General features: G+C 71.5%; 20 protein-coding genes. 8 read left to right on the top strand and 12 right to left on the bottom strand.

The window, feature by feature from the left end:
- Positions 1 to 111: 111 nt before the first annotated feature.
- From ACWV17_RS10820 to ACWV17_RS10830, 3 genes are all read right to left on the bottom strand, one after another.
- Positions 112 to 309 (bottom strand): DUF5999 family protein, encoded by a 198-nt coding sequence (locus ACWV17_RS10820; protein WP_455351877.1) that lies wholly within the window; start codon positions 307 to 309, stop codon positions 112 to 114.
- A 300-nt stretch (positions 310 to 609) separates the two neighbouring features.
- Complete coding sequence (locus ACWV17_RS10825) at positions 610 to 1197, bottom strand: hypothetical protein (RefSeq protein WP_455351876.1); 588 nt, start codon at positions 1195 to 1197, stop codon at positions 610 to 612.
- A gap of 160 nt (positions 1198 to 1357) precedes the next feature.
- Positions 1358 to 1621 carry a hypothetical protein gene (locus ACWV17_RS10830; protein ID WP_455359468.1) on the bottom strand — a complete coding sequence of 88 codons (264 nt, stop codon included), beginning with the start codon at positions 1619 to 1621 and terminating at the stop codon, positions 1358 to 1360.
- 81 nt (positions 1622 to 1702) lie between these two features.
- On the opposite strand from ACWV17_RS10830, the gene ACWV17_RS10835 reads away from it, so the two are divergent.
- Positions 1703 to 3232 (top strand): glutamate-cysteine ligase family protein, encoded by a 1530-nt coding sequence (locus tag ACWV17_RS10835; protein WP_455359469.1) that lies wholly within the window; start codon positions 1703 to 1705, stop codon positions 3230 to 3232.
- Positions 3233 to 3368: 136 nt separating this feature from the next.
- Positions 3369 to 4169 carry a CPBP family intramembrane glutamic endopeptidase gene (locus tag ACWV17_RS10840; RefSeq protein WP_455351873.1) on the top strand — a complete coding sequence of 267 codons (801 nt, stop codon included), beginning with the start codon at positions 3369 to 3371 and terminating at the stop codon, positions 4167 to 4169.
- Positions 4170 to 4214: 45 nt separating this feature from the next.
- On the opposite strand, the gene ACWV17_RS10845 is transcribed toward ACWV17_RS10840, so the two are convergent.
- From ACWV17_RS10845 to ACWV17_RS10855, 3 genes are all read right to left on the bottom strand, one after another.
- Positions 4215 to 5036 carry a PhzF family phenazine biosynthesis protein gene (locus tag ACWV17_RS10845; protein WP_455359470.1) on the bottom strand — a complete coding sequence of 274 codons (822 nt, stop codon included), beginning with the start codon at positions 5034 to 5036 and terminating at the stop codon, positions 4215 to 4217.
- Between the two features lie 139 nt (positions 5037 to 5175).
- Positions 5176 to 5448, bottom strand: a complete 273-nt coding sequence (locus tag ACWV17_RS10850; RefSeq protein WP_455359471.1) for a hypothetical protein — start codon at positions 5446 to 5448, stop codon at positions 5176 to 5178.
- Positions 5445 to 5789 (bottom strand): hypothetical protein, encoded by a 345-nt coding sequence (locus tag ACWV17_RS10855; protein WP_455359472.1) that lies wholly within the window; start codon positions 5787 to 5789, stop codon positions 5445 to 5447. Before ACWV17_RS10855 ends, ACWV17_RS10850 begins: the two co-directional genes overlap by 4 nt.
- 349 nt (positions 5790 to 6138) lie before the next feature.
- Here ACWV17_RS10855 and ACWV17_RS10860 point away from each other — a divergent pair, with 349 nt between their 5' ends.
- Positions 6139 to 6741, top strand: a complete 603-nt coding sequence (locus ACWV17_RS10860) for a PadR family transcriptional regulator (RefSeq protein WP_455359473.1) — start codon at positions 6139 to 6141, stop codon at positions 6739 to 6741.
- 113 nt (positions 6742 to 6854) lie between these two features.
- Here ACWV17_RS10860 and ACWV17_RS10865 read toward each other — a convergent pair whose 3' ends face one another.
- Positions 6855 to 7283: a type II toxin-antitoxin system Rv0910 family toxin gene (locus tag ACWV17_RS10865; RefSeq protein ID WP_455351869.1), complete on the bottom strand. Its 429-nt coding sequence runs from the start codon at positions 7281 to 7283 to the stop codon at positions 6855 to 6857.
- A gap of 161 nt (positions 7284 to 7444) precedes the next feature.
- On the opposite strand from ACWV17_RS10865, the gene ACWV17_RS10870 reads away from it, so the two are divergent.
- Together ACWV17_RS10870 and ACWV17_RS10875 are read left to right on the top strand one after the other, a co-directional pair.
- Complete coding sequence (locus ACWV17_RS10870; protein ID WP_455351868.1) at positions 7445 to 8476, top strand: EamA family transporter; 1032 nt, start codon at positions 7445 to 7447, stop codon at positions 8474 to 8476.
- Between the two features lie 161 nt (positions 8477 to 8637).
- Positions 8638 to 9621, top strand: a complete 984-nt coding sequence (locus ACWV17_RS10875) for a DMT family transporter (protein WP_455359474.1) — start codon at positions 8638 to 8640, stop codon at positions 9619 to 9621.
- A gap of 52 nt (positions 9622 to 9673) precedes the next feature.
- On the opposite strand, the gene ACWV17_RS10880 is transcribed toward ACWV17_RS10875, so the two are convergent.
- The gene (locus ACWV17_RS10880; protein WP_455359475.1) at positions 9674 to 10342 is read right to left on the bottom strand and encodes a pyridoxamine 5'-phosphate oxidase family protein; all 669 of its coding nucleotides are present in this window, start codon (positions 10340 to 10342) and stop codon (positions 9674 to 9676) included.
- Positions 10343 to 10377: 35 nt separating this feature from the next.
- On the opposite strand from ACWV17_RS10880, the gene ACWV17_RS10885 reads away from it, so the two are divergent.
- On the top strand, positions 10378 to 11709 hold the full coding sequence (locus ACWV17_RS10885) for an aminotransferase class I/II-fold pyridoxal phosphate-dependent enzyme (RefSeq protein ID WP_455359476.1): 1332 nt from the start codon (positions 10378 to 10380) through the stop codon (positions 11707 to 11709).
- On the opposite strand, the gene ACWV17_RS10890 is transcribed toward ACWV17_RS10885, so the two are convergent.
- A complete protein-coding gene (locus tag ACWV17_RS10890) occupies positions 11700 to 12788 on the bottom strand; it encodes a DMT family transporter (protein WP_455359477.1) in 1089 nt (362 codons plus the stop codon). The two genes, ACWV17_RS10885 and ACWV17_RS10890, sit on opposite strands and share 10 nt — an antisense overlap.
- A 74-nt stretch (positions 12789 to 12862) precedes the next feature.
- Here ACWV17_RS10890 and ACWV17_RS10895 point away from each other — a divergent pair, with 74 nt between their 5' ends.
- The gene (locus ACWV17_RS10895; RefSeq protein WP_455351864.1) at positions 12863 to 13777 is read left to right on the top strand and encodes a LysR family transcriptional regulator; all 915 of its coding nucleotides are present in this window, start codon (positions 12863 to 12865) and stop codon (positions 13775 to 13777) included.
- Between the two features lie 83 nt (positions 13778 to 13860).
- Here ACWV17_RS10895 and ACWV17_RS10900 read toward each other — a convergent pair whose 3' ends face one another.
- The gene (locus ACWV17_RS10900; protein ID WP_455359478.1) at positions 13861 to 14328 is read right to left on the bottom strand and encodes a pyridoxamine 5'-phosphate oxidase family protein; all 468 of its coding nucleotides are present in this window, start codon (positions 14326 to 14328) and stop codon (positions 13861 to 13863) included.
- Between the two features lie 137 nt (positions 14329 to 14465).
- Here ACWV17_RS10900 and ACWV17_RS10905 point away from each other — a divergent pair, with 137 nt between their 5' ends.
- Positions 14466 to 15134, top strand: a complete 669-nt coding sequence (locus ACWV17_RS10905; protein ID WP_455359479.1) for a cysteine hydrolase — start codon at positions 14466 to 14468, stop codon at positions 15132 to 15134.
- Here the strand turns inward: ACWV17_RS10905 and ACWV17_RS10910 are convergent.
- Complete coding sequence (locus tag ACWV17_RS10910; RefSeq protein ID WP_455359480.1) at positions 15121 to 15591, bottom strand: Rieske (2Fe-2S) protein; 471 nt, start codon at positions 15589 to 15591, stop codon at positions 15121 to 15123. The two genes, ACWV17_RS10905 and ACWV17_RS10910, sit on opposite strands and share 14 nt — an antisense overlap.
- Before the next feature lie 169 nt (positions 15592 to 15760).
- Entirely contained in the window at positions 15761 to 16774 is a 1014-nt protein-coding gene (gene sbnA, locus ACWV17_RS10915; protein ID WP_455359481.1) for a 2,3-diaminopropionate biosynthesis protein SbnA, read from the bottom strand.
- Positions 16775 to 16819: the final 45 nt, after the last annotated feature.

Here is a 16819-nt window from a genome sequence, read left to right on the forward strand (position 1 = left end):
CGCCCGCAGGTCCACAGGGCCCGCGGGCATGCGTCAGGGCCGGTTCGGAGAGGTCTCCGGGCCGGCCCTTCGTCGTACTGTTCGTGTTCTCCGTCCGCTCGCCCCGCCGGGCTACGCGGCCGTCATCACCTGAAGCGGCCGGTGCGGGGCGATGATCTGCCCGTCCGGCAGCAGCTCACCGGTGTCCTCGAACAGGAGGACTCCGTTGCACAGCAGGCTCCAGCCCTGTTCCGGGTGGTGTGCGACGACGTGCGCAGCCTCCCGGTCGGCGGAGTCGGCTGACGGGCACGGTGGCTGGTGCTGGCACATGGATGCGTTCTTTCGCTGCGTTGTGGTGAGTGTCCTGCGGCTCGATGCTGTGTTCATGGCCGCCCCCCGTCATCAGTCGGTCGGTCCGGTCCCCAGTGTTGCCCCACGGGCGTCAATCCGCAGGGATTTCGCGACAGCTCTTCCTTACTGATTAATGACGCGTCACCCGTGCGGGCGGTTCAGCTCAACTGCCTGGTCTCTTCGGATGGTTCGGAGCGCCGGACCGGACTAGTCCGGATGGGCCCGGACAGCGAGGCGCCCCGCGACGCGTCCGGCGTCGCGGGGCGCCTCGCCACCGTGTCAGGCGGGGGAGCCGAGCAGCGGCACCGCGGAGAGGCGATGGGTCAGTACGGGCAACAGATCGGCCACGCGGTGCGGCCGGTGGGCGGCGATGCCGGGCGGGGCAGGGGCGAGGGGCACCAGCAGATCCGCGGGCTCGGGACCGCCCGTGGAGCCGTCCGCGCCCACGGTGCCGTGCAGCCACAGCGTGAGCATGTACAGCTCCGGCACCGACAGCAGTCTCGGCTGGTAGTGAGAGGCCGTCGACTCCGCCTGGCGCAGTGCGCTTTCCGTGGCGGCGACGTACGGGCCCTCGAAGAAGTGCGCGAACGTCCAGCCGTCCGGGGTCAGCATGGTGTCCGCGGCCGCGACGGGACGGCCGCCGGAGTGGATCAGGAAGCGCCATCCGGCGAGCCTGGTGCGGGGCGGCTGGTCGCCCGGCGTCATCCGGTCCAGTACGTGGACGGGAAGCGGGAGTTCGGGGCTCAGTGGCCCCTGGGCGGAGCGAAGGGCGGGGGTGCGGGCTTCGCGGACGGCGGTGGGGGAGCCGAGTGCCGCGAGAACGCTGCGCAGGGCAGGCGCGGGAGCCGGGGGGACATGCAGCGGCATAGTGGGACGCCTCTCACTTGGGAGACACGGTGAAGCGTGGCAGGTGCGGACGGCGCTGTCGCATTCTGGGGCCAGAGGGGGGCCGTGGGGCAATGGCCGGGCGCCAACTCTCTGCCTCGTTTGTCGAGTTTATACGACGTGTGTTCACGCAGTGTTTCGGCTAGCTGTCCCGCGTATTGCGGACAAGGCGGAATCCGGCCTCGCTCAGGTGGTATTCGTCCTGATTTTCGCGAGCGGTGCGCGCCCTGACCTCGCAGGATTCGGCGGACCCGGACGGCCGAAAATCGTCGGTATTTTTCACCAGGGCCGTGGAAATGGTAACTGCACAGTGCATCATGCCCGGTGAATGTGCCCGGCCGTTACCCTGGAGAGGGTAGCGGCCGACGGGCCCGCGCGGGGCGTTGTCGATCACTTCGGTGGGCATAGGGACCACTTCGCTGGGCATCATCGACCGTGACGCGAGCGGCCGGCGCCGCAGGCTGCCCACTCGAGGAGGGACCCTTCGATGGGGGAGAAGGTCGTGGCAGGCGGATTCGACCTGTCCGATCGGCAACGGTACCGGAGGAAGCACCATGAGTGTCTGGAGGGACTGGCGCGACTCCTGAGGGAGAAGCGCTTCGACCGGCCGAAGAACCTCATGGGGCTGGAGATCGAACTGAATCTCGCCGGTTCCGACGGCATGCCCAGGATGATGAATGCGCAAGTCCTCGAGCGCATCGCCAGCCGGGATTTCCAGACCGAGCTCGGAATGTTCAATCTGGAAGTGAACATTGTGCCGCACCGGATCGGTGGCCGGGTTTTCGACCAGCTCGCCGAGGAGTTGCGCACCGGGCTCGCATATGCCCACCGAAAGGCCGGCGAAGTCGACGCCGGCATCGTCATGATCGGAATTCTGCCGACCCTCTCGCGGAACGATCTCGTCTCGGCGAATCTCTCCGAGGTCGACCGCTACATGCTGCTCAACGATCAGATCCTGGCCGCCCGTGGCGAGGACTTCACCCTCGACATCGAGGGCGTCGAGCGGCTGACCTGCACGTCCTCCTCGATTGCGCCCGAGGCCGCCTGCACCTCCGTGCAGTTGCACCTCCAGGTCACGCCTGCCCGCTTCGCCGATGTGTGGAACGCCGCGCAGGCCGTGGCCGCCGTACAGGTCGCCGTCGGAGCCAATTCCCCCTTCCTGTTCGGCAGGGAGCTGTGGCGCGAGTCCCGGCCGCCGCTCTTCCAGCAGGCCACCGACACCCGGCCGCCCGAGCTTCAGGCCCAGGGCGTGAGGCCCCGCACCTGGTTCGGTGAGCGGTGGGTGGAGTCGGCGTACGACCTGTTCGAGGAGAACCTGCGCTACTTCCCCGCCCTGCTGCCGATCTGCGACGAGGAGGACCCGCTGCGGGTCCTGGACGACGGCGGTGTGCCGAACCTCAAGGAACTGGTGCTGCACAACGGCACGGTCTACCGCTGGAACCGGCCCGTGTACGCGGTCGCGGACGGCATGCCGCATCTGCGGGTGGAGAACCGTGTGCTGCCCGCCGGGCCCACGGTCACCGACGTCGTCGCCAACGCCGCGTTCTACTACGGCATGGTCCGGGCGCTCGCCGAGGACTCCCGGCCGGTCTGGTCCCGGCTCCCGTTCGCCGACGCGGACGCCAACTTCGACACCGCGTGCCGCCACGGCATCGAGGCCGAGCTCCGCTGGCCCAGGCGCGGCCGGTCCGGCGGTGTCGCGACCGTCCCGGCCGTCACGCTCGTACGGGACGAACTGCTCCCCCTGGCGGCGGCCGGCCTGGACGCCTGGGGCATCGAACCCGCGGACCGGGACTTCTACCTCGGGGTGATCGAGGAGCGGTGCAAGCGCCGGGTCAACGGCGCCTCCTGGCAGGTGGACACGTACCACCGGGGTCTGGCCGCGGGCCTGGAGCGGGACGCGGCGCTGGCCGCCACGACCCGGCGGTACGCGGAGCTCATGCGCGAGGGGGAGCCGGTGCACACCTGGCCGGTGGGCCTCCCGGCGGCGGCCGGCGCGGCGGCCGGCCCCGGCTGAGTCGCGGCTGAGTCACCGGCGCCCGGTTTCTGCTGAGTTCCGTCCGCACGATCCGCGTATGAACGGTGAGGCCCGGTTCCCCGTAGTCGGGGGTCGTGGGGCAAGCTGTGACGTCCCTGCCGAACTGGAGGCGGGCGTGCGGGCGGAGGCGGAACGCGTGGCTGAAACGTGCCGTGAGGCGGAGGGCTCCCGGAAGATCTTCCGGTCCGAGACGCTGCTCGTGCTGGCGCTGTCGCTCGGGGCGAGCGGCGTGTCGGCGCTGATCAGCTTTGTCGGCTCGGTGACGAAACCGGGCGGCCTGAAGGACCAGGCGGCCACGCTCAACAGCTCGTACGCGCCCGGACGGCCGTGGCTGGATCTCGCATGGCAGCTGTTCGGTATCGCGACGGCGCTGGTGCCCGTCCTGCTCGTGGCGCACCTGCTGATGCGGGAAGGCACCGGACTGCGGGCGATCGGCCTCGACCGGACACGGCCGTGGCAGGACCTGGGGCGCGGGACGCTCGTCGCGGCCGGCATCGGGAGCGCGGGGCTGGCCTTCTACCTGGCGGCACGGGCGGCCGGGTTCAACCTGACGGTGGTTCCCGAAGCGCTGCCCGAGGTGTGGTGGAAGTTCCCGGTGCTGATCCTGTCCGCGCTGCAGAACTCCCTGCTCGAGGAAGTCGTCGTCGTCGGCTACCTGTTGCGCAGGCTCGGGCAGTTGGGCTGGACGCCGATGGCCGCCCTCGTCGCCAGTTCCGTACTCCGTGGTTCGTACCACCTGTACCAGGGGATCGGCGGCTTCATCGGAAACATGGTGATGGGCGTGGTCTTCGTGCTGCTGTACCGGCGCTGGGGCCGGGTGGGGCCACTGGTCGCCGCCCACGCGCTGCTCGACATCGTCGCCTTCGTCGGGTACGCGCTGCTGGCCGGCCGGGTGGGGTGGCTTCCGACGGCGTGAAGTTCCTGGGGGCGGGCGACAGCGGTCGCACGCCCCTGGCGCGCCTCAGGGGGCGGTGAGCAGTTCGCCGTCGAGGACGGTGACCGCGTCGCCGGTGAGCAGCGTCCGCTCGCCGCGCAGGGACGTCCGTACCAGACCCGAGCGCGCCGAGGCCTGCATGCCGGTCAGCTCGGTACGTCCGAGCCGCGCGGACCAGAACGGCGCGAGGGCGGTGTGTGCGCTGCCGGTGACCGGATCCTCGTCGATGCCGACGCCGGGGAAGAAACAGCGCGAGACGAAGTCGTAGCCACGGGCCGGGTCCTCGGCAGCGGCGGTCGCGATGATCCCGCGGTCGGAGTGCGCGACGAGCCCGGCGAGATGCGGTGACAGGGAGCGTACGGTCCGCTCGTCGGCCAGCTCGATCAGCAGGTCGCCGATGTGGGCGGCCGTCGCGTGGGCCGAGAGCACTTCGGCGCCGAGCGCCTGGGGGACCCCGTCCGGGATGCTCACCGGGGTGAGCGACGAGGTCGGGAAGTCCAGGGTGTACGAGCCCTCGCCCCGGTCCGCGACGATCAGCGTGCCGCAGCGGGCTGCGAAGCGCACCGTGCCGGTCATGAGCCCGGCCGTGCGGAGCACATGGGCGGTGGCCAGGGTGGCGTGGCCGCACATGTCGACCTCGGTGGCCGGGGTGAACCAGCGCAGGGCCCAGTCGGCCTCTCCGCCGGGCGGCAGCGGGTGGGCGAAGGCCGTCTCCGAGAGATTCAACTCGGCGGCGACCCGCTGGAGCCACTGGTCGGCGGGGAAGGGAGCGGAGTCCAGCAGCAGGACTCCGGCCGGGTTGCCGGCGAAGGGGCGGTCGGTGAAGGCGTCGACGATTCGAATCCGCATGGACCTGAACCTAGGGGCGGAGGAAAGGCCACGGCCAAGGCCAATCGCCGGTGGGTGGCCCTGAAATCGTGACCTGTCGCAGCGAAGTTGGTCGGCCGGGTCCTGCTGACCTGTGTGGACTATGTTGCGTGTTGCGAGCTCAGTCTCCGGGGCCGTCCACGTAGGTCACTGGCAGGTACCAGTCGTCCAGGATCCTCTCGTCGACGTGTCTCACCGCCTGCGTCCCGAAAAGCGCGACCGCCATGGCCACCATGCGTGGGTCGCAGGCCTTGGGTGCGGGCCGGACCGCCGGGTTCAGCTCCGCGTACCGTTCGCGCGCATTCTGGAGCACCTTCTCGCCCTGGGCGGTGACCATGGGCAGCGTTCGCTTGCGGTGCAGGCCGCTCGGGTCCGAGGCCACCGCCGCCGTCACGGCGCCGACTCGCCGGCGTGCTCAGGCAACGGGTCCTGAGCGACCCATCGTTGCGGGCCGGGCAGCCCATCGGAGGGCGCCTGGTGCAGCGCCCCGCTCGCCACCAGCCCGGTCACGGCACCCTGCTTCGCCCGCACCCTCCCGTAGGAGTCCGCCAAGAAACCGAGCGCCAGCGGCCCGAGTCGCTCCGAGGCAGCCGGGCTGACGACGGCGTTCTGGCGGTCCATGGCCACGAACCGTTCCAGCCGGGCCTGCGTGGCGGTGCTGTGCGCGGTGCCGTCGAGGCACCAGGCCGTTATCGCGACCGCCAGAGAGCCCACGAGTACGAACCAGTCAGCCATGCTGGTCGGCATCGCCCGCGTCAGCCGCTAGCCGTCCCAGCCCGGATGAGTTCCTTGGGGAACCCATCCCGGCGCCGCGTGCGCGCCTTGTAGTCCGGGGCGTGCCAGCGCTCTCGCTCGCCGTCATGCCAGTGCAGCCAGAACGGCTGCGAGGCGACCAGCGAAACGGACGCACCGCCACGTCCTCGAACCGAGTCGTCACGCAGTCCAGCAGCGGACGCCGCCGACGCTCACGGGCGGCGCCCCAGTCGGTTCAGCGCGTGCGCCGGGGCATTGCCGGCCGTGCGATCCCGATATATCGTTGAAGCATCGTGACAGATCACGACTCAGTGATGGAAGGAGCGTGGAGATGCGTTCACACGGACACGGCCAGGGACAGGGACCTGGCAACTGCGGGCCTGGACATCAGGGTCGGGGTGAGTTCGAGGGGCGGCGCGCCGCGTTCGGGCCGTTCGGGCCGCCGTTCGGCGGGCCCTTCGGTGGCGGGCGCGGCCGGGGAGGACCGCGGGGGAGGGCGCGGCGCGGAGACGTACGCGCCTCGATCCTCGCGCTGCTGAAGGACCGGCCGATGCACGGATACGAGATGATCCAGGAGATCGTCGAGCGCAGTGGCGGGGGCTGGAAGCCCAGCCCCGGCTCGGTCTATCCGACGCTCCAGCTGCTGGAGGACGAGGGGCTCATCGTCAGCCGGAGTGACGGCGGCAAGAAGCTGTTCACGCTCACCGACTCCGGGCGCGCCGAGGCCGAGGCGGGGCCGCAGGCGCCGTGGGAGGAGGCGGGGCGCGGTGTCGACTGGGAGATGATGAACGAGATCCGGCAGGCCGGCTTCGGTCTGATGGAGGCGTTCGCGCAGGTCTGGAAGACGGGCACCGCAGAGCAGCGCCAGAAGGCGGTCTCCGTGATCAACGACGCCCGCAAGAAGCTCTACCTGATCCTGGCCGACGAGCACTGAGACCAGGTACGGGGCCGCTCGTACGCCGGCGCCCCGCGGCACGGCCGCTGGGCGCCGGCGCGTCGGACGAGGAGGCGGGCGGGGGACGGTGACCGGCCAGCGGCGGCCGGTGGTCAGCTCACCAGGCCGCCCAGTCTGCGCAGCGACTCGTGGAGCGCGGCAGTCGCGGAGTCCTTGAGCTTGCCCGCCATGAGCGACACCGCGGCGCCGGTGAACTCGCCGTCGACGCGTATCCGCGTGGCGTCCCCGTCGGGCGTCAGCGCGTAGCGCATGCCGAGGCTGACGCCCATGGGGCCCTTGCCCGTGGTGGCGAGCAGCCGCTCCGGCTCCAGTTCGGCGACGGTCCAGGTCACCTCGGCCGGGAAGCCCATGAGCTTCATGTTCTCCTCGTAGGTGGCCGCCACTTCGAGTGCCTCCGGGCACCCCTTGGGGAAGCTGGTGTGGGTGGCGTTCCACCGGCCGTACGTGCTGAGGTCCGTCAGCTGGGCCCAGACCTTGCCGGCCGGTGCCTCGATGCGTGCCTCCGCGCTCACTTCGGCCATGCGACCACCCCTTCTCGTCGGGTCTTGCGGTGGCGCGGAACGTATCCGCAGGCGGCGGAACTTTCAATACTGATGGGCCGTCAGGAATCGTCGGGCGGGCCGGCTGTCTCAACAGGTGTCACGAGGATGACGGTCATGACGAGTGCTGTCATGATGGCCCGATGCAAGCGTCTCGGGGAAGGAGCGTCGGCCTGGGTCTCGCCCTGGGATCGGCGCTCGCGTTCGGTGGATCGGGTGTCGCGGCCAAGCCGCTGATCGAAGCGGGGCTCGACCCCCTGCATGTGGTCTGGCTCAGGGTGGCGGGCGCCGCGCTGGTCATGTCCCCGCTCGCCTGGCGCCACCGCGGTCTGCTGTTCCGCAAGCCGGCCCTGCTCGCGGGCTTCGGACTGCTCGCCATCGCGGGCGTGCAGGCGTTCTACTTCGCGTCGATCTCGCGCATCCCGGTCGGCGTCGCGCTGCTCATCGAGTACTTCGCGCCGGCCCTCGTCCTCGGCTGGGTGCGGTTCGTGCAGCGGCGGCCCGTCACCCGGGCCGCGGCGGTCGGGGTGATCCTCGCCGTCGGCGGCCTGGCCTGTGTCGTCGAGGTGTGGTCGGGCCTGAGCTTCGACGTCGTCGGTCTGCTCCTCGCCCTCGGGGCTGCCTGCTGCCAGGTCGGCTACTTCATCCTGTCCGACCAGGGCAGCGGCGGCGACGACGCGGCCGACCCGCTGGGCGTCATCGCGTACGGCCTGCTCATCGGCACCGTCATCCTCACGGCCGTGGCCCGTCCGTGGGGCATGGACTGGTCGGTACTGGCCGGCCGGGCCGATATGAACGGCACCCAGGTCCCCGCGGCGCTGCTGCTCGGCTGGGTCGTGCTGATCGCCACCGTGATCGCCTATGTGACCGGTGTGGTGTCGGTCCGCAGGCTCTCACCCCAGGTGGCCGGAGTGGTGGCCTGCCTGGAAGCGGTCATCGCGACGGTCCTGGCATGGGTGCTGCTCGGCGAGCACCTGTCCGCGCCCCAGATCATCGGCGGGGCCGTGGTGCTCGTGGGCGCGTTCATCGCCCAGTCCTCCACGCCCAAGGCGAACGCGGGGCAGGTGGCCGCGGGTGGCCCCGCCGTCGAGGTGGCCGGTGCCGCGGTCCCCGGACCCGAGGCAGGGGACGAAGGCGCCGGCGGGGAATTGCCGCTCGAACGGAGCTCGACGTAAGGTGACGATCATGCATTCGACCGTACTTCCGCCGCCTGCCGCGTAACGCGGGCAGCCCCTTTTCGAGGACGAAGACCCGGCTCGGCAGTTCCCGAGCGGCTCGTCGCTGCCCGCGTACGGAGACCAGCGGCCATCAGTCCCGTCTTCCGCGGAGAAGTCACGTGTCGAACACTTCCCTTTCCCCTTCCCTGCCCTCCCTGCCTGCCTCCGGTCTCCCGGTCGGGCGGAGCCTGTTCTATCTGGCCGTCGCCGGTGCCGCCTGGGGCACCGCCGGCGCCGCCGCCTCGCTGGTGTACCTGGTCAGCGACCTCGGACCCGTCGCGCTGTCGTTCTGGCGCTGCGTCGGCGGCCTCGCCGTGCTGCTCGCCGTACAGTCCGTACGGCCGCGCAAGGCGCCCGCGCCCGCGGAGCCCCGGCGGCGCCGGCTGCTGCGCGTCGCCGTCACCGGGGTCACCTTCACCGTCTTCCAGTCCGCATACTTCGCGGCGGTCCAGGAGACCGGGCTCGCCGTCGGCACCGTCGTCACGCTGGGCGCCGGACCCGTGCTCATCGCCGTCGGCGCCCGGCTGGCGATGGGCGAGCGGCTCGGGCGCGGCGGCGTCATGGCCGTGGCCGGCGCGCTCGGCGGGCTGGTGGTGCTGGTACTCGGCAGCGGAGGGGGCGTCGTACGGCCGCTGGGTGTGGCGTACGCGCTGCTCTCCGCCGCCGGGTACGCGGCCATGGCGCTGCTGACGCGGTGGCTGGGCCGGGACGGTGGCGGCGGGGACCCCCTGTCCACGACTGCCTGGGCCCTCGGGGTCGGGGCGGTGTGCCTGCTGCCGCTGGGCCTGGCCGAGGGGTTGACGCCGCACACCGCGGACCTCGGCCGGGTGGTCTGGCTGCTGGTGTACGTGGCGACCGTGCCGACGGCGCTCGCGTACGCGCTCTACTTCACCGGAGCGGCCGTGGTGCGGGCCGCCACCGTCTCGGTGATCATGCTGATCGAACCGGTGGGCGCGGCGGTCATCGCGGTGGCGGTACTGGGTGAACAGCTCACCGCGGCGACCGTGGCCGGAACGCTGCTGCTGCTCACGGCGGTGGCGGGACTGGCCTTCGCCGAGGCCCGCACCGCCGCCGGAGCGCGCCGGGCTGCCGCGCCGGCCTGACCCTCCCCGGGGCCGGCGGCGCTGGCTGTCGCCGGCTCCGGCCGGGCGTGGTTCAGAGTGTGGCGAGGTAGTCCGGGAGCGCGATGCCCGGGGCGAGGTCGTCCGCCGGGACCGGCCGGCCGTAGCCGCGGGCGAGGGGGACGACTCCCGTCCAGTGGGGCAGCGAGAGGTCCTCGGGCTCGTCGTTGGGGCCGCCGGTGCGGATCTTCGCCGAGACCTCGTCCAGGTCGAGGCGAATGACGGCGGTCGCGGCGAGCTCCTTGGCATCAGCGGGGCGCGAGTCGGCAGCACGGCCCGGCACGACCTGCTCCACCAGCGCGTCGAGCGCCATGCGGCGCTCCTGCGGGTCGGTGACCTGGTAAGCGGTGCCGTGCACCACGACCGAGCGGTAGTTGATCGAGTGGTGGAAGGCGGACCGGGCCAGGACCAGGCCGTCGACATGGGTGACGGTCAGGCAGACGGCGAGTCCCGGATCGGCGCCCTGCCCGGCCATCCGCAGCGGTCGCGAACCGGTCGAGCCGTGTACGTACAGGCGCTCGCCGACCCGGCCGTACAGAGTCGGCAGGACGACCGGCGCGCCGTCGCGGACGAACCCCAGGTGGCAGACGTATCCCTCGTCGAGTATCGCGTGGACGACTTCGCTGTCGTATGTGGCACGGTCGCGCCCACGGGTGGGGAAGGTGCGGTCGGTCCGCTCGTAGGCAGGGGCGGTGTCCGGCATTGCGCTCTCCATTGCACTAGTGCATAATCAACTTTGTGCTAGGAGAGTATCGGATCGTGGGTCGTCGTGCATCGGAGATTGCCGCGAGCGTGGAGCTGGGGGTGGGGTCGGGCGATCTCCCGCCCGGCCAACTGCTGCCTCCGATGCGGGAGTTGGCGTCCGACCTGGGCGTCAATCCGAATACGGTCGCCGCCGCGTACCGCACCCTGCGCGAGCGCGGTGTCATCGAGACCGACGGGCGCCGGGGCAGCCGGGTGCGCTCCCGGCCGGCCAGCACGCCCCGCGAGTCCATCCGGGTCGACGCGCCGTACGGTGTGCGCGATGTCTCCACCGGCAATCCGGACCCGGCCCTGCTGCCCGCGCTGGGCAACGCGCTCGCGGCCGCCGCGCGGCGCAATGCGGAGCGGCCCGGGCTGTACGGCGAGGATGCGATCGTCCCGGACCTGGCGCGGATGGCGCGGGCCGCATTTGACGCCGACGGCGTGCCGGACGGGCCGGTCTGCGTCACCTCCGGATCGCTGGACGCCATCGAGCGCGTACTCGCGGCCCACCTCAAGCCGGGTGATGCCGTCGCCATCGAGGACCCGGGATGGGGCAGCCTGCTGGACCTCGTCCCGGCGCTCGGACTGCGGGCCGTCCCGGTCGCGGTCGACGACGAGGGTCCGCTGCCCGGCGACGTCGACCGGGCGCTGCGGCAGGGGGCGCGCGCGCTGGTCGTCACCGACCGCGCGCAGAACCCCACGGGCGCCGCGGTGAGCGCCGCCCGCGCCCACGACCTGCGTACCGTCCTCGCGGCGTACCCGCACGCCCTGCTCATCGAGGACGACCACGGGCACGCGATCGTCGATCTGCCCCTGCATCCGCTCGCCGGCGGGACGCGCCACTGGGCGCTGGTGCGGTCCACCGCCAAGGCGTACGGGCCGGACCTGCGGCTCGCCGTACTGACCGGGGACGCCGTCACGCTCGACCGGGTGCGCGGGCGCCAGCGGCTCGGGCCCGGCTGGGTCAGCAGGTTGCTGCAGTACACCGTCGTCGATCTCTGGGACTCGGCCGCGGTCGATCAGCGGGCGGTGGCCTGTTCGTACGGCGAGCGCCGGAGCGCGCTCATCGCGGCACTCCAAGCGCGCGGAGTCGCCGCGCACGGGGCCAGCGGGATGAACGTATGGGTGCCCGTGCCCGACGAGACCGGCGTGGTGGCGCGGCTGCTCCACGCGGGCTGGGCCGTCGCCCCCGGGGCGCGTTTCCGGATGTCCGCGCCCCCGGGCGTGCGCCTGACCGTCTCGCCCATGACGCCGGCCGACATCGGTCCGGTGGCCGGCGCGCTGGCGTCCGCCGCGGGGCCCGCGCCGGAGCGCCGCTACGACTGATCCGGCGCTGCTGCCGAGGCGGGCACCTTCCGGGCGTCGGGTGTGCTCGGGGCCCTCGGTGTGCTCCGGGTCCCCGGTGTGTTCCGGGCCTTCGGCGTGGTCCGGCCCTTCCGTGTGGTCCGGGCTCTCGGGCGGCTCTGGGTCAGGGCGGCTCCGGCGAGGATGACGGCCGCGCCCACCGGAGTGTTCCAGCTGAGCGTCTCGCCCAGGACCAGCACGCCCGCCGCGGTCGCGATCACCGGAATGAAGTACGTGACCATCTGGGCCGTCGTCGGCCCGATCTCGGCGACCAGGCCGTACTGGAGCAGCAGGGCGAATCCGGTGCCCGCCGCGCCGAGCGCGAGCACCGCGAGCGTCGGCATCAGCGGGAAGTCGGCCGGGAAGCTGGTGAACAGCGGGGTCACGACGGCCAGCTGGACGGTGGCGAGCAGGAGCTGGGCGCCTGTCATGGACAGGGCGGAGTGCGTACTGCCGCCCAGGGTCCGGCGCAGGTAGATCCAGCCCACCGGATAACTGAGTGAGGCCAGCAGCGCCATCCCGGTGCCCGTCGCGTCCAGACCGGAGAAGCCCTGCCAGGCGCCCAGCACGGTCAGCACCCCGAGGAAGCCGATGCCCAGCCCCGCGACCCTGCGCCGGGTCGGGCGGTCCTCGGAGAGGGCGACCATCGACAGCGCCATGCCCCAGAGCGGAGAGGTGGCGTTGCAGATGCCGGCGAGCGTGGAGGGGATCGTCAGCTCGGAGTACGCGAAGAGGGAGAACGGCAGGGCGTTGAGGAAGAACGCGGACACCGTCAGATGCCCCCACGTACGGAGCCCGCTCGGCAGCCGTTCCCGCTTCACGGCGAGGGCGACGGCCAGCACCGCGGTACCGAAGAACAGCCGCCCCAGGGTGACCTGGAAGGGGGCGTACGCCTCGGTGCCCACCTTGATCAGGAGAAAGCTGAAGCCCCAGACGAGCGACAGCACCGCGAACCTGATGCGCCAGTCGAAGCAGCGGCGCCGGCCGGGAGCCGTGGCGGAGGAGCCGGCCGGCGGCAGGACTCCGGGCGGGTTGGTTCCGGGCGTGCGGGGAGCGCTCATGCGGCTCACGATGGCCTGTCGCACGGTGAAGGACAAGCGAAATTTCATTGGAGGGATCGCTTAGTATTGCTTATGTGTTGAACTTGGAGCGCCTTCGGACCCTGGACGCCCTCGCCCGCCACGGCTCGGTGAGCGGGGCGGCGGACGGACTGCATGTGACGACCTCGGCCGTGTCCCAGCAGATGGCGAAGCTGGAACGCGAGGTCGGGCAGCAGCTCCTCGCGAAGAACGGCCGCGGCGTCCGGCTCACCGACGCCGGCCGGCTGCTCGCCGATCACGCCGCCCGGATCATCTCCCAGGTCGAGCTGGCCCAGGCCGATGTGGAGGCCCAGCGCGGCCGGGCGGTGGGGGAGCTGCGCATCGGCGCCTTCCCCACGGCGGCCCGTGGACTCTTCCCGGCCGCGCTCTCGGCGCTGCGGACGGACCATCCCGAACTCCGGGTCCGGTCGCGGGAGATGGAGCCCGCGGAAGGCGTACTGGGCGTGGTGCGCGGCGACCTCGACCTGGCCGTCGTCCTCGACTGGTACAACAAGCGGCTGCCGGTGCCGGGCGGGCTCGTGCGGGCCCCGCTGCTCGACGACGCCGCCGATGTCGCCGTACCCGCCGGGCATCCGCTCGCGGACCGGCGGGTGGCGGATCTCGCGGACTTCGCCGAGGACGACTGGATCTCCTGGCCCGAGGGGGAGTTCTGCCACGAGTGGCTCATGTTCACGCTGCGCGGGGAGGGCATCGAACCGCGCATCGCGCACATGGCCGAGGAACACCACACCCAGCTGGCGCTCATCGCGGCCGGTCTCGGCGTCTGCGTGGCGCCCCGCCTCGGCCGCGGTCCCGTCCCGGACGGCGTCCGGCTGGTCCCCGTACGGGACACGGTGCGGCGGCACATCTACGTGGTGTGGCGGGCGGACGCCGACCGCCGGCCGTCGATCCGGGCGGCGGTGGACGCACTGCGGGCGGCCGGGGAGCGGCTGACGGACGAACAGCGCTGACGCCGGCCGTCCACGGCCCGGGGTCCGTCCGGCCCTGATCCGGCCTGATGCGGCCTGATCCGGCCTGATCCGAACGAGAGGCCCTACCCGCCGCCCAGCTTGCGGAAGTCCCAGGACGCGACCGCGTCCGGAGTCAGCCGTACCCAGGCGTGGCGCCCGTCGTGCGGCATCGTCTCCAGACCGAAGTTCTTGCGCGCGAAGAGCTTCTCCGGCGTGTCCAGTTCGGGGCATGGCCCGCCGGTACGCGGGGACTCGCCGACGAACACGGCAGTGCCGGAGAGCTCCACGCCCCGCAGCTCGCCGTACTCCTCGCCGTCGTCGACCACCACCGCGAGCCTGGGGTCCCTGCGCAGGTCCGCCCAGCGCCGGCTGCGGGTGATCGAGTACAGCCACAGGGAGCTTCCGTCCCAGGCGAACCAGAGGGCGCTCACATGCGGCCGTCCGTCCCCGGACACCGTCGCGACCCGGCAGGTGCGCTGCTCGGCGAGGAAGGTGTCCAGTTCGCCCGGCGTCATCATGATGCGGCGGCCCCGCCGTTGTGTGGCGACCATGTGCCGTCCATCCTTCCCCGGCCCGCGTTCTGCTGACTATGTGTCAGAAAGGATGGAGGCTCTTCCTTCACCGCGCAAGGGTGGCTACTCTCGCGCGCCCGGACCGATGCGAGCGACCGATGCGATCAGGGGGAGCCATGCCGTCGATGGAACAGCTGGTGGAACTGCTCGATCCCGCCACCACCGCCCTCCTGACCGTCGAGTGCCAGCAGGGCGTGGTGGGTGAGGACAGCGCGCTGCCCGAACTCGCCAGGGAAGCCCGCTCCTCGGGAGCCCTCGGCCGGGTCGCCCGGCTGGTCGCCGGCGCTCACCTGACGGGCGTGCAGGTCCTGCACGCGGTGGCCGAACGGCGGCCCGACGGGCGGGGGGCCGGCCGCAACGCCCGGCTCTTCAGGGCCGCCGAGCGGCTTCCCGTGCAGCAGCTGTCCGGAACCAGGGCCGTCAGGATCGCGGACCCGATCGAGGTGGCGGACGAAGACCTCGTGGTGCGGCGCCTGCACGGGCTGTCCCCCATGGCGGGCACCGAGCTTGACGCGCTGCTGCGGAATCTGGGCTGCCGCACGCTGATCGTCACCGGCGTCTCGGCGAATGTCGCCGTCCCGAACGCCGTCTTCGACGCGGTCAACCTCGGGTACACGGTGGTCGTGCCGTCCGACGCCATCGCGGGGGTGCCCGCCGACTACACCCCCGCGATGATCCGTCACACGCTCGCCCTCGTCGCGACCATCACCACCACCGAGGACGTCATGGCCTGCTGGGCGCGGCCGCGCCGCCCGGCCGGCAACGCCGGGATCAGGCGAGCTTGATCGCGTCGCCCTCCACCACGATGGACGCCGCGGGCAGTCCCTGTGTGGCCGGCCCTGCCTTGACGGAACCGTCCGCGGCGTCGAACTTGCTGCCGTGGCAGGGGCAGTTGATGGTGCCGTCCGAGATGTCCTTCACCGCGCAGCCCTGATGTGTGCACTTGGACGAGAACGCCTTGAACTCACCCGCCGTGGGCTGGGTGACCACCACGCCCTGGTCGGCGAAGACCTTGCCACCGCCCTCGGGGATGTCCGCGATCTTGGCCAGCTCGGTACCGGTACCGGTACCGGTACCGGCGCCGGCGTCGTTCCCACCGTCGGCCGGCGTCTGGGCTCCGCCGTACGAGGAGTCCTCCGAGCTCCCGCACGCGGTGAGCGCGGCGGCGAGCCCGGCGGCGCCCACGGCGGCGACGACGGTACGGCGGCCCAGCACCAGCTCGGGCACCTGTGATCCGGTCATGGTGGCTTCCCTTTCCCACGGCTTCCCACGGCCGGCCTCCTACGGCCGGTTCATGAGGGTGTACGAGCGCCCGCGGCAGGCCGTTCAACCAGCCAGGCGCGTATTCCTTCACGTCACGTCGCCCGCTCAGGCCGCATCGCCGACGCCCGGGGGCTGCTCCACTCGGACGTCACCGAGCTGACACTCCGTTCTGTCCTGGCCTGACGGCCGGCACATCCTCCGTCGTCTCGGGGGCGAGGACATCCTCGCCGTAGAGATCCTGCACCCAGTTCGTCTGATAGACGGTGTCGAGGTAGCGCTCACCGAGGTCCGGGGCGATGGCCACCGCGGTGAGCCCGCGCGTGTCGTGCCGGGCCAGCCAGCCCATGGCGCCGCTGACCACCGTGCCGGTGGAGCCGCCGAAGAGAAAGCCTTTTCTGGCCAGACGGCGGCAGGTGCGGATGGTGTCCGATTCTTCGACGCGTACCGCCTCGTCCACATACGACTCGTCGAGCAGTGGGGGCCGGACGCTCATGCCCAAGCCGGGAATCATCCGGCGACCGGGAGCACCGCCGAAGATGACCGAACCGACGCTGTCCACCGCGACGATCCGCACCGGGCGGTGCCACGTCCGGAAATAGCGCGCACAGCCCATCAGGGTGCCGGTGGTGCCGACACCGATGAACAGAACGTCCAGTCGCGGGAACCAGCGGGCGATCGCCGGTGCCGTCCTCGAGTAATGGGCCTTCCAGTTGTCCGGATTGGTGTACTGGCTGAGCCACACGCACCGGTCGTCGGAGGCGCACAGCGCCCGCACGTACGCCAGCCGTGCGCCGAGGAGTCCGCCGGTGGCCCCTTCTGCGGCAACGACGTGCACCTGACTGCCCAGTGCTTCCATTATGAGCCTGCTCGCCAGATTGCAGCGGGAGTCCGTCACACAGATGAACCGGTAGCCCTTGCTCGCCGTGATCATGCTGAGAGCCACGCCGAGGTTCCCGGAAGAGGACTCGACCAGGACCGAATCCGGCGTCAGCGTCCCGCTTCGCTCGGCGGACTCCACCATCTCGGTCGCCGCCTTCAGCTTGATCGAGCCGGCGAAGTTGAATCCCTCGCACTTGAGGAACAGCGGGTGCCCGAAGATCGACCGGAGGTCGACGTAGAGCTCCTCCTCGTTGAAGGCCTGGGGAACGGATATGACTGGCACTTTGGTCTCCTCGTCCGTGGCAGAGCCACCTTCGGTCATCCGTAG

It is taken from the genome of Streptomyces mabaensis (assembly GCF_053763515.1).

Coding starts and splice junctions, on each gene's coding strand:
- ACWV17_RS10845 (WP_455359470.1), bottom strand. CDS start 5,036: ATGCGGATTCGAATCGTCGACGCCTTCACCGACCGCCCCTTCGCCGGC.
- ACWV17_RS10890 (WP_455359477.1), bottom strand. CDS start 12,788: ATGAGCGCTCCCCGCACGCCCGGAACCAACCCGCCCGGAGTCCTGCCG.
- ACWV17_RS10910 (WP_455359480.1), bottom strand. CDS start 15,591: ATGACCGGATCACAGGTGCCCGAGCTGGTGCTGGGCCGCCGTACCGTC.
- ACWV17_RS10860 (WP_455359473.1), top strand. CDS start 6,139: ATGCGTTCACACGGACACGGCCAGGGACAGGGACCTGGCAACTGCGGG.
- ACWV17_RS10880 (WP_455359475.1), bottom strand. CDS start 10,342: ATGCCGGACACCGCCCCTGCCTACGAGCGGACCGACCGCACCTTCCCC.
- ACWV17_RS10905 (WP_455359479.1), top strand. CDS start 14,466: ATGCCGTCGATGGAACAGCTGGTGGAACTGCTCGATCCCGCCACCACC.
- ACWV17_RS10825 (WP_455351876.1), bottom strand. CDS start 1,197: ATGCCGCTGCATGTCCCCCCGGCTCCCGCGCCTGCCCTGCGCAGCGTT.
- ACWV17_RS10820 (WP_455351877.1), bottom strand. CDS start 309: ATGTGCCAGCACCAGCCACCGTGCCCGTCAGCCGACTCCGCCGACCGG.
- ACWV17_RS10865 (WP_455351869.1), bottom strand. CDS start 7,283: ATGGCCGAAGTGAGCGCGGAGGCACGCATCGAGGCACCGGCCGGCAAG.
- ACWV17_RS10870 (WP_455351868.1), top strand. CDS start 7,445: ATGCAAGCGTCTCGGGGAAGGAGCGTCGGCCTGGGTCTCGCCCTGGGA.
- ACWV17_RS10855 (WP_455359472.1), bottom strand. CDS start 5,789: ATGGCTGACTGGTTCGTACTCGTGGGCTCTCTGGCGGTCGCGATAACG.
- ACWV17_RS10830 (WP_455359468.1), bottom strand. CDS start 1,621: ATGCCCACCGAAGTGATCGACAACGCCCCGCGCGGGCCCGTCGGCCGC.
- ACWV17_RS10835 (WP_455359469.1), top strand. CDS start 1,703: ATGGGGGAGAAGGTCGTGGCAGGCGGATTCGACCTGTCCGATCGGCAA.
- ACWV17_RS10900 (WP_455359478.1), bottom strand. CDS start 14,328: ATGGTCGCCACACAACGGCGGGGCCGCCGCATCATGATGACGCCGGGC.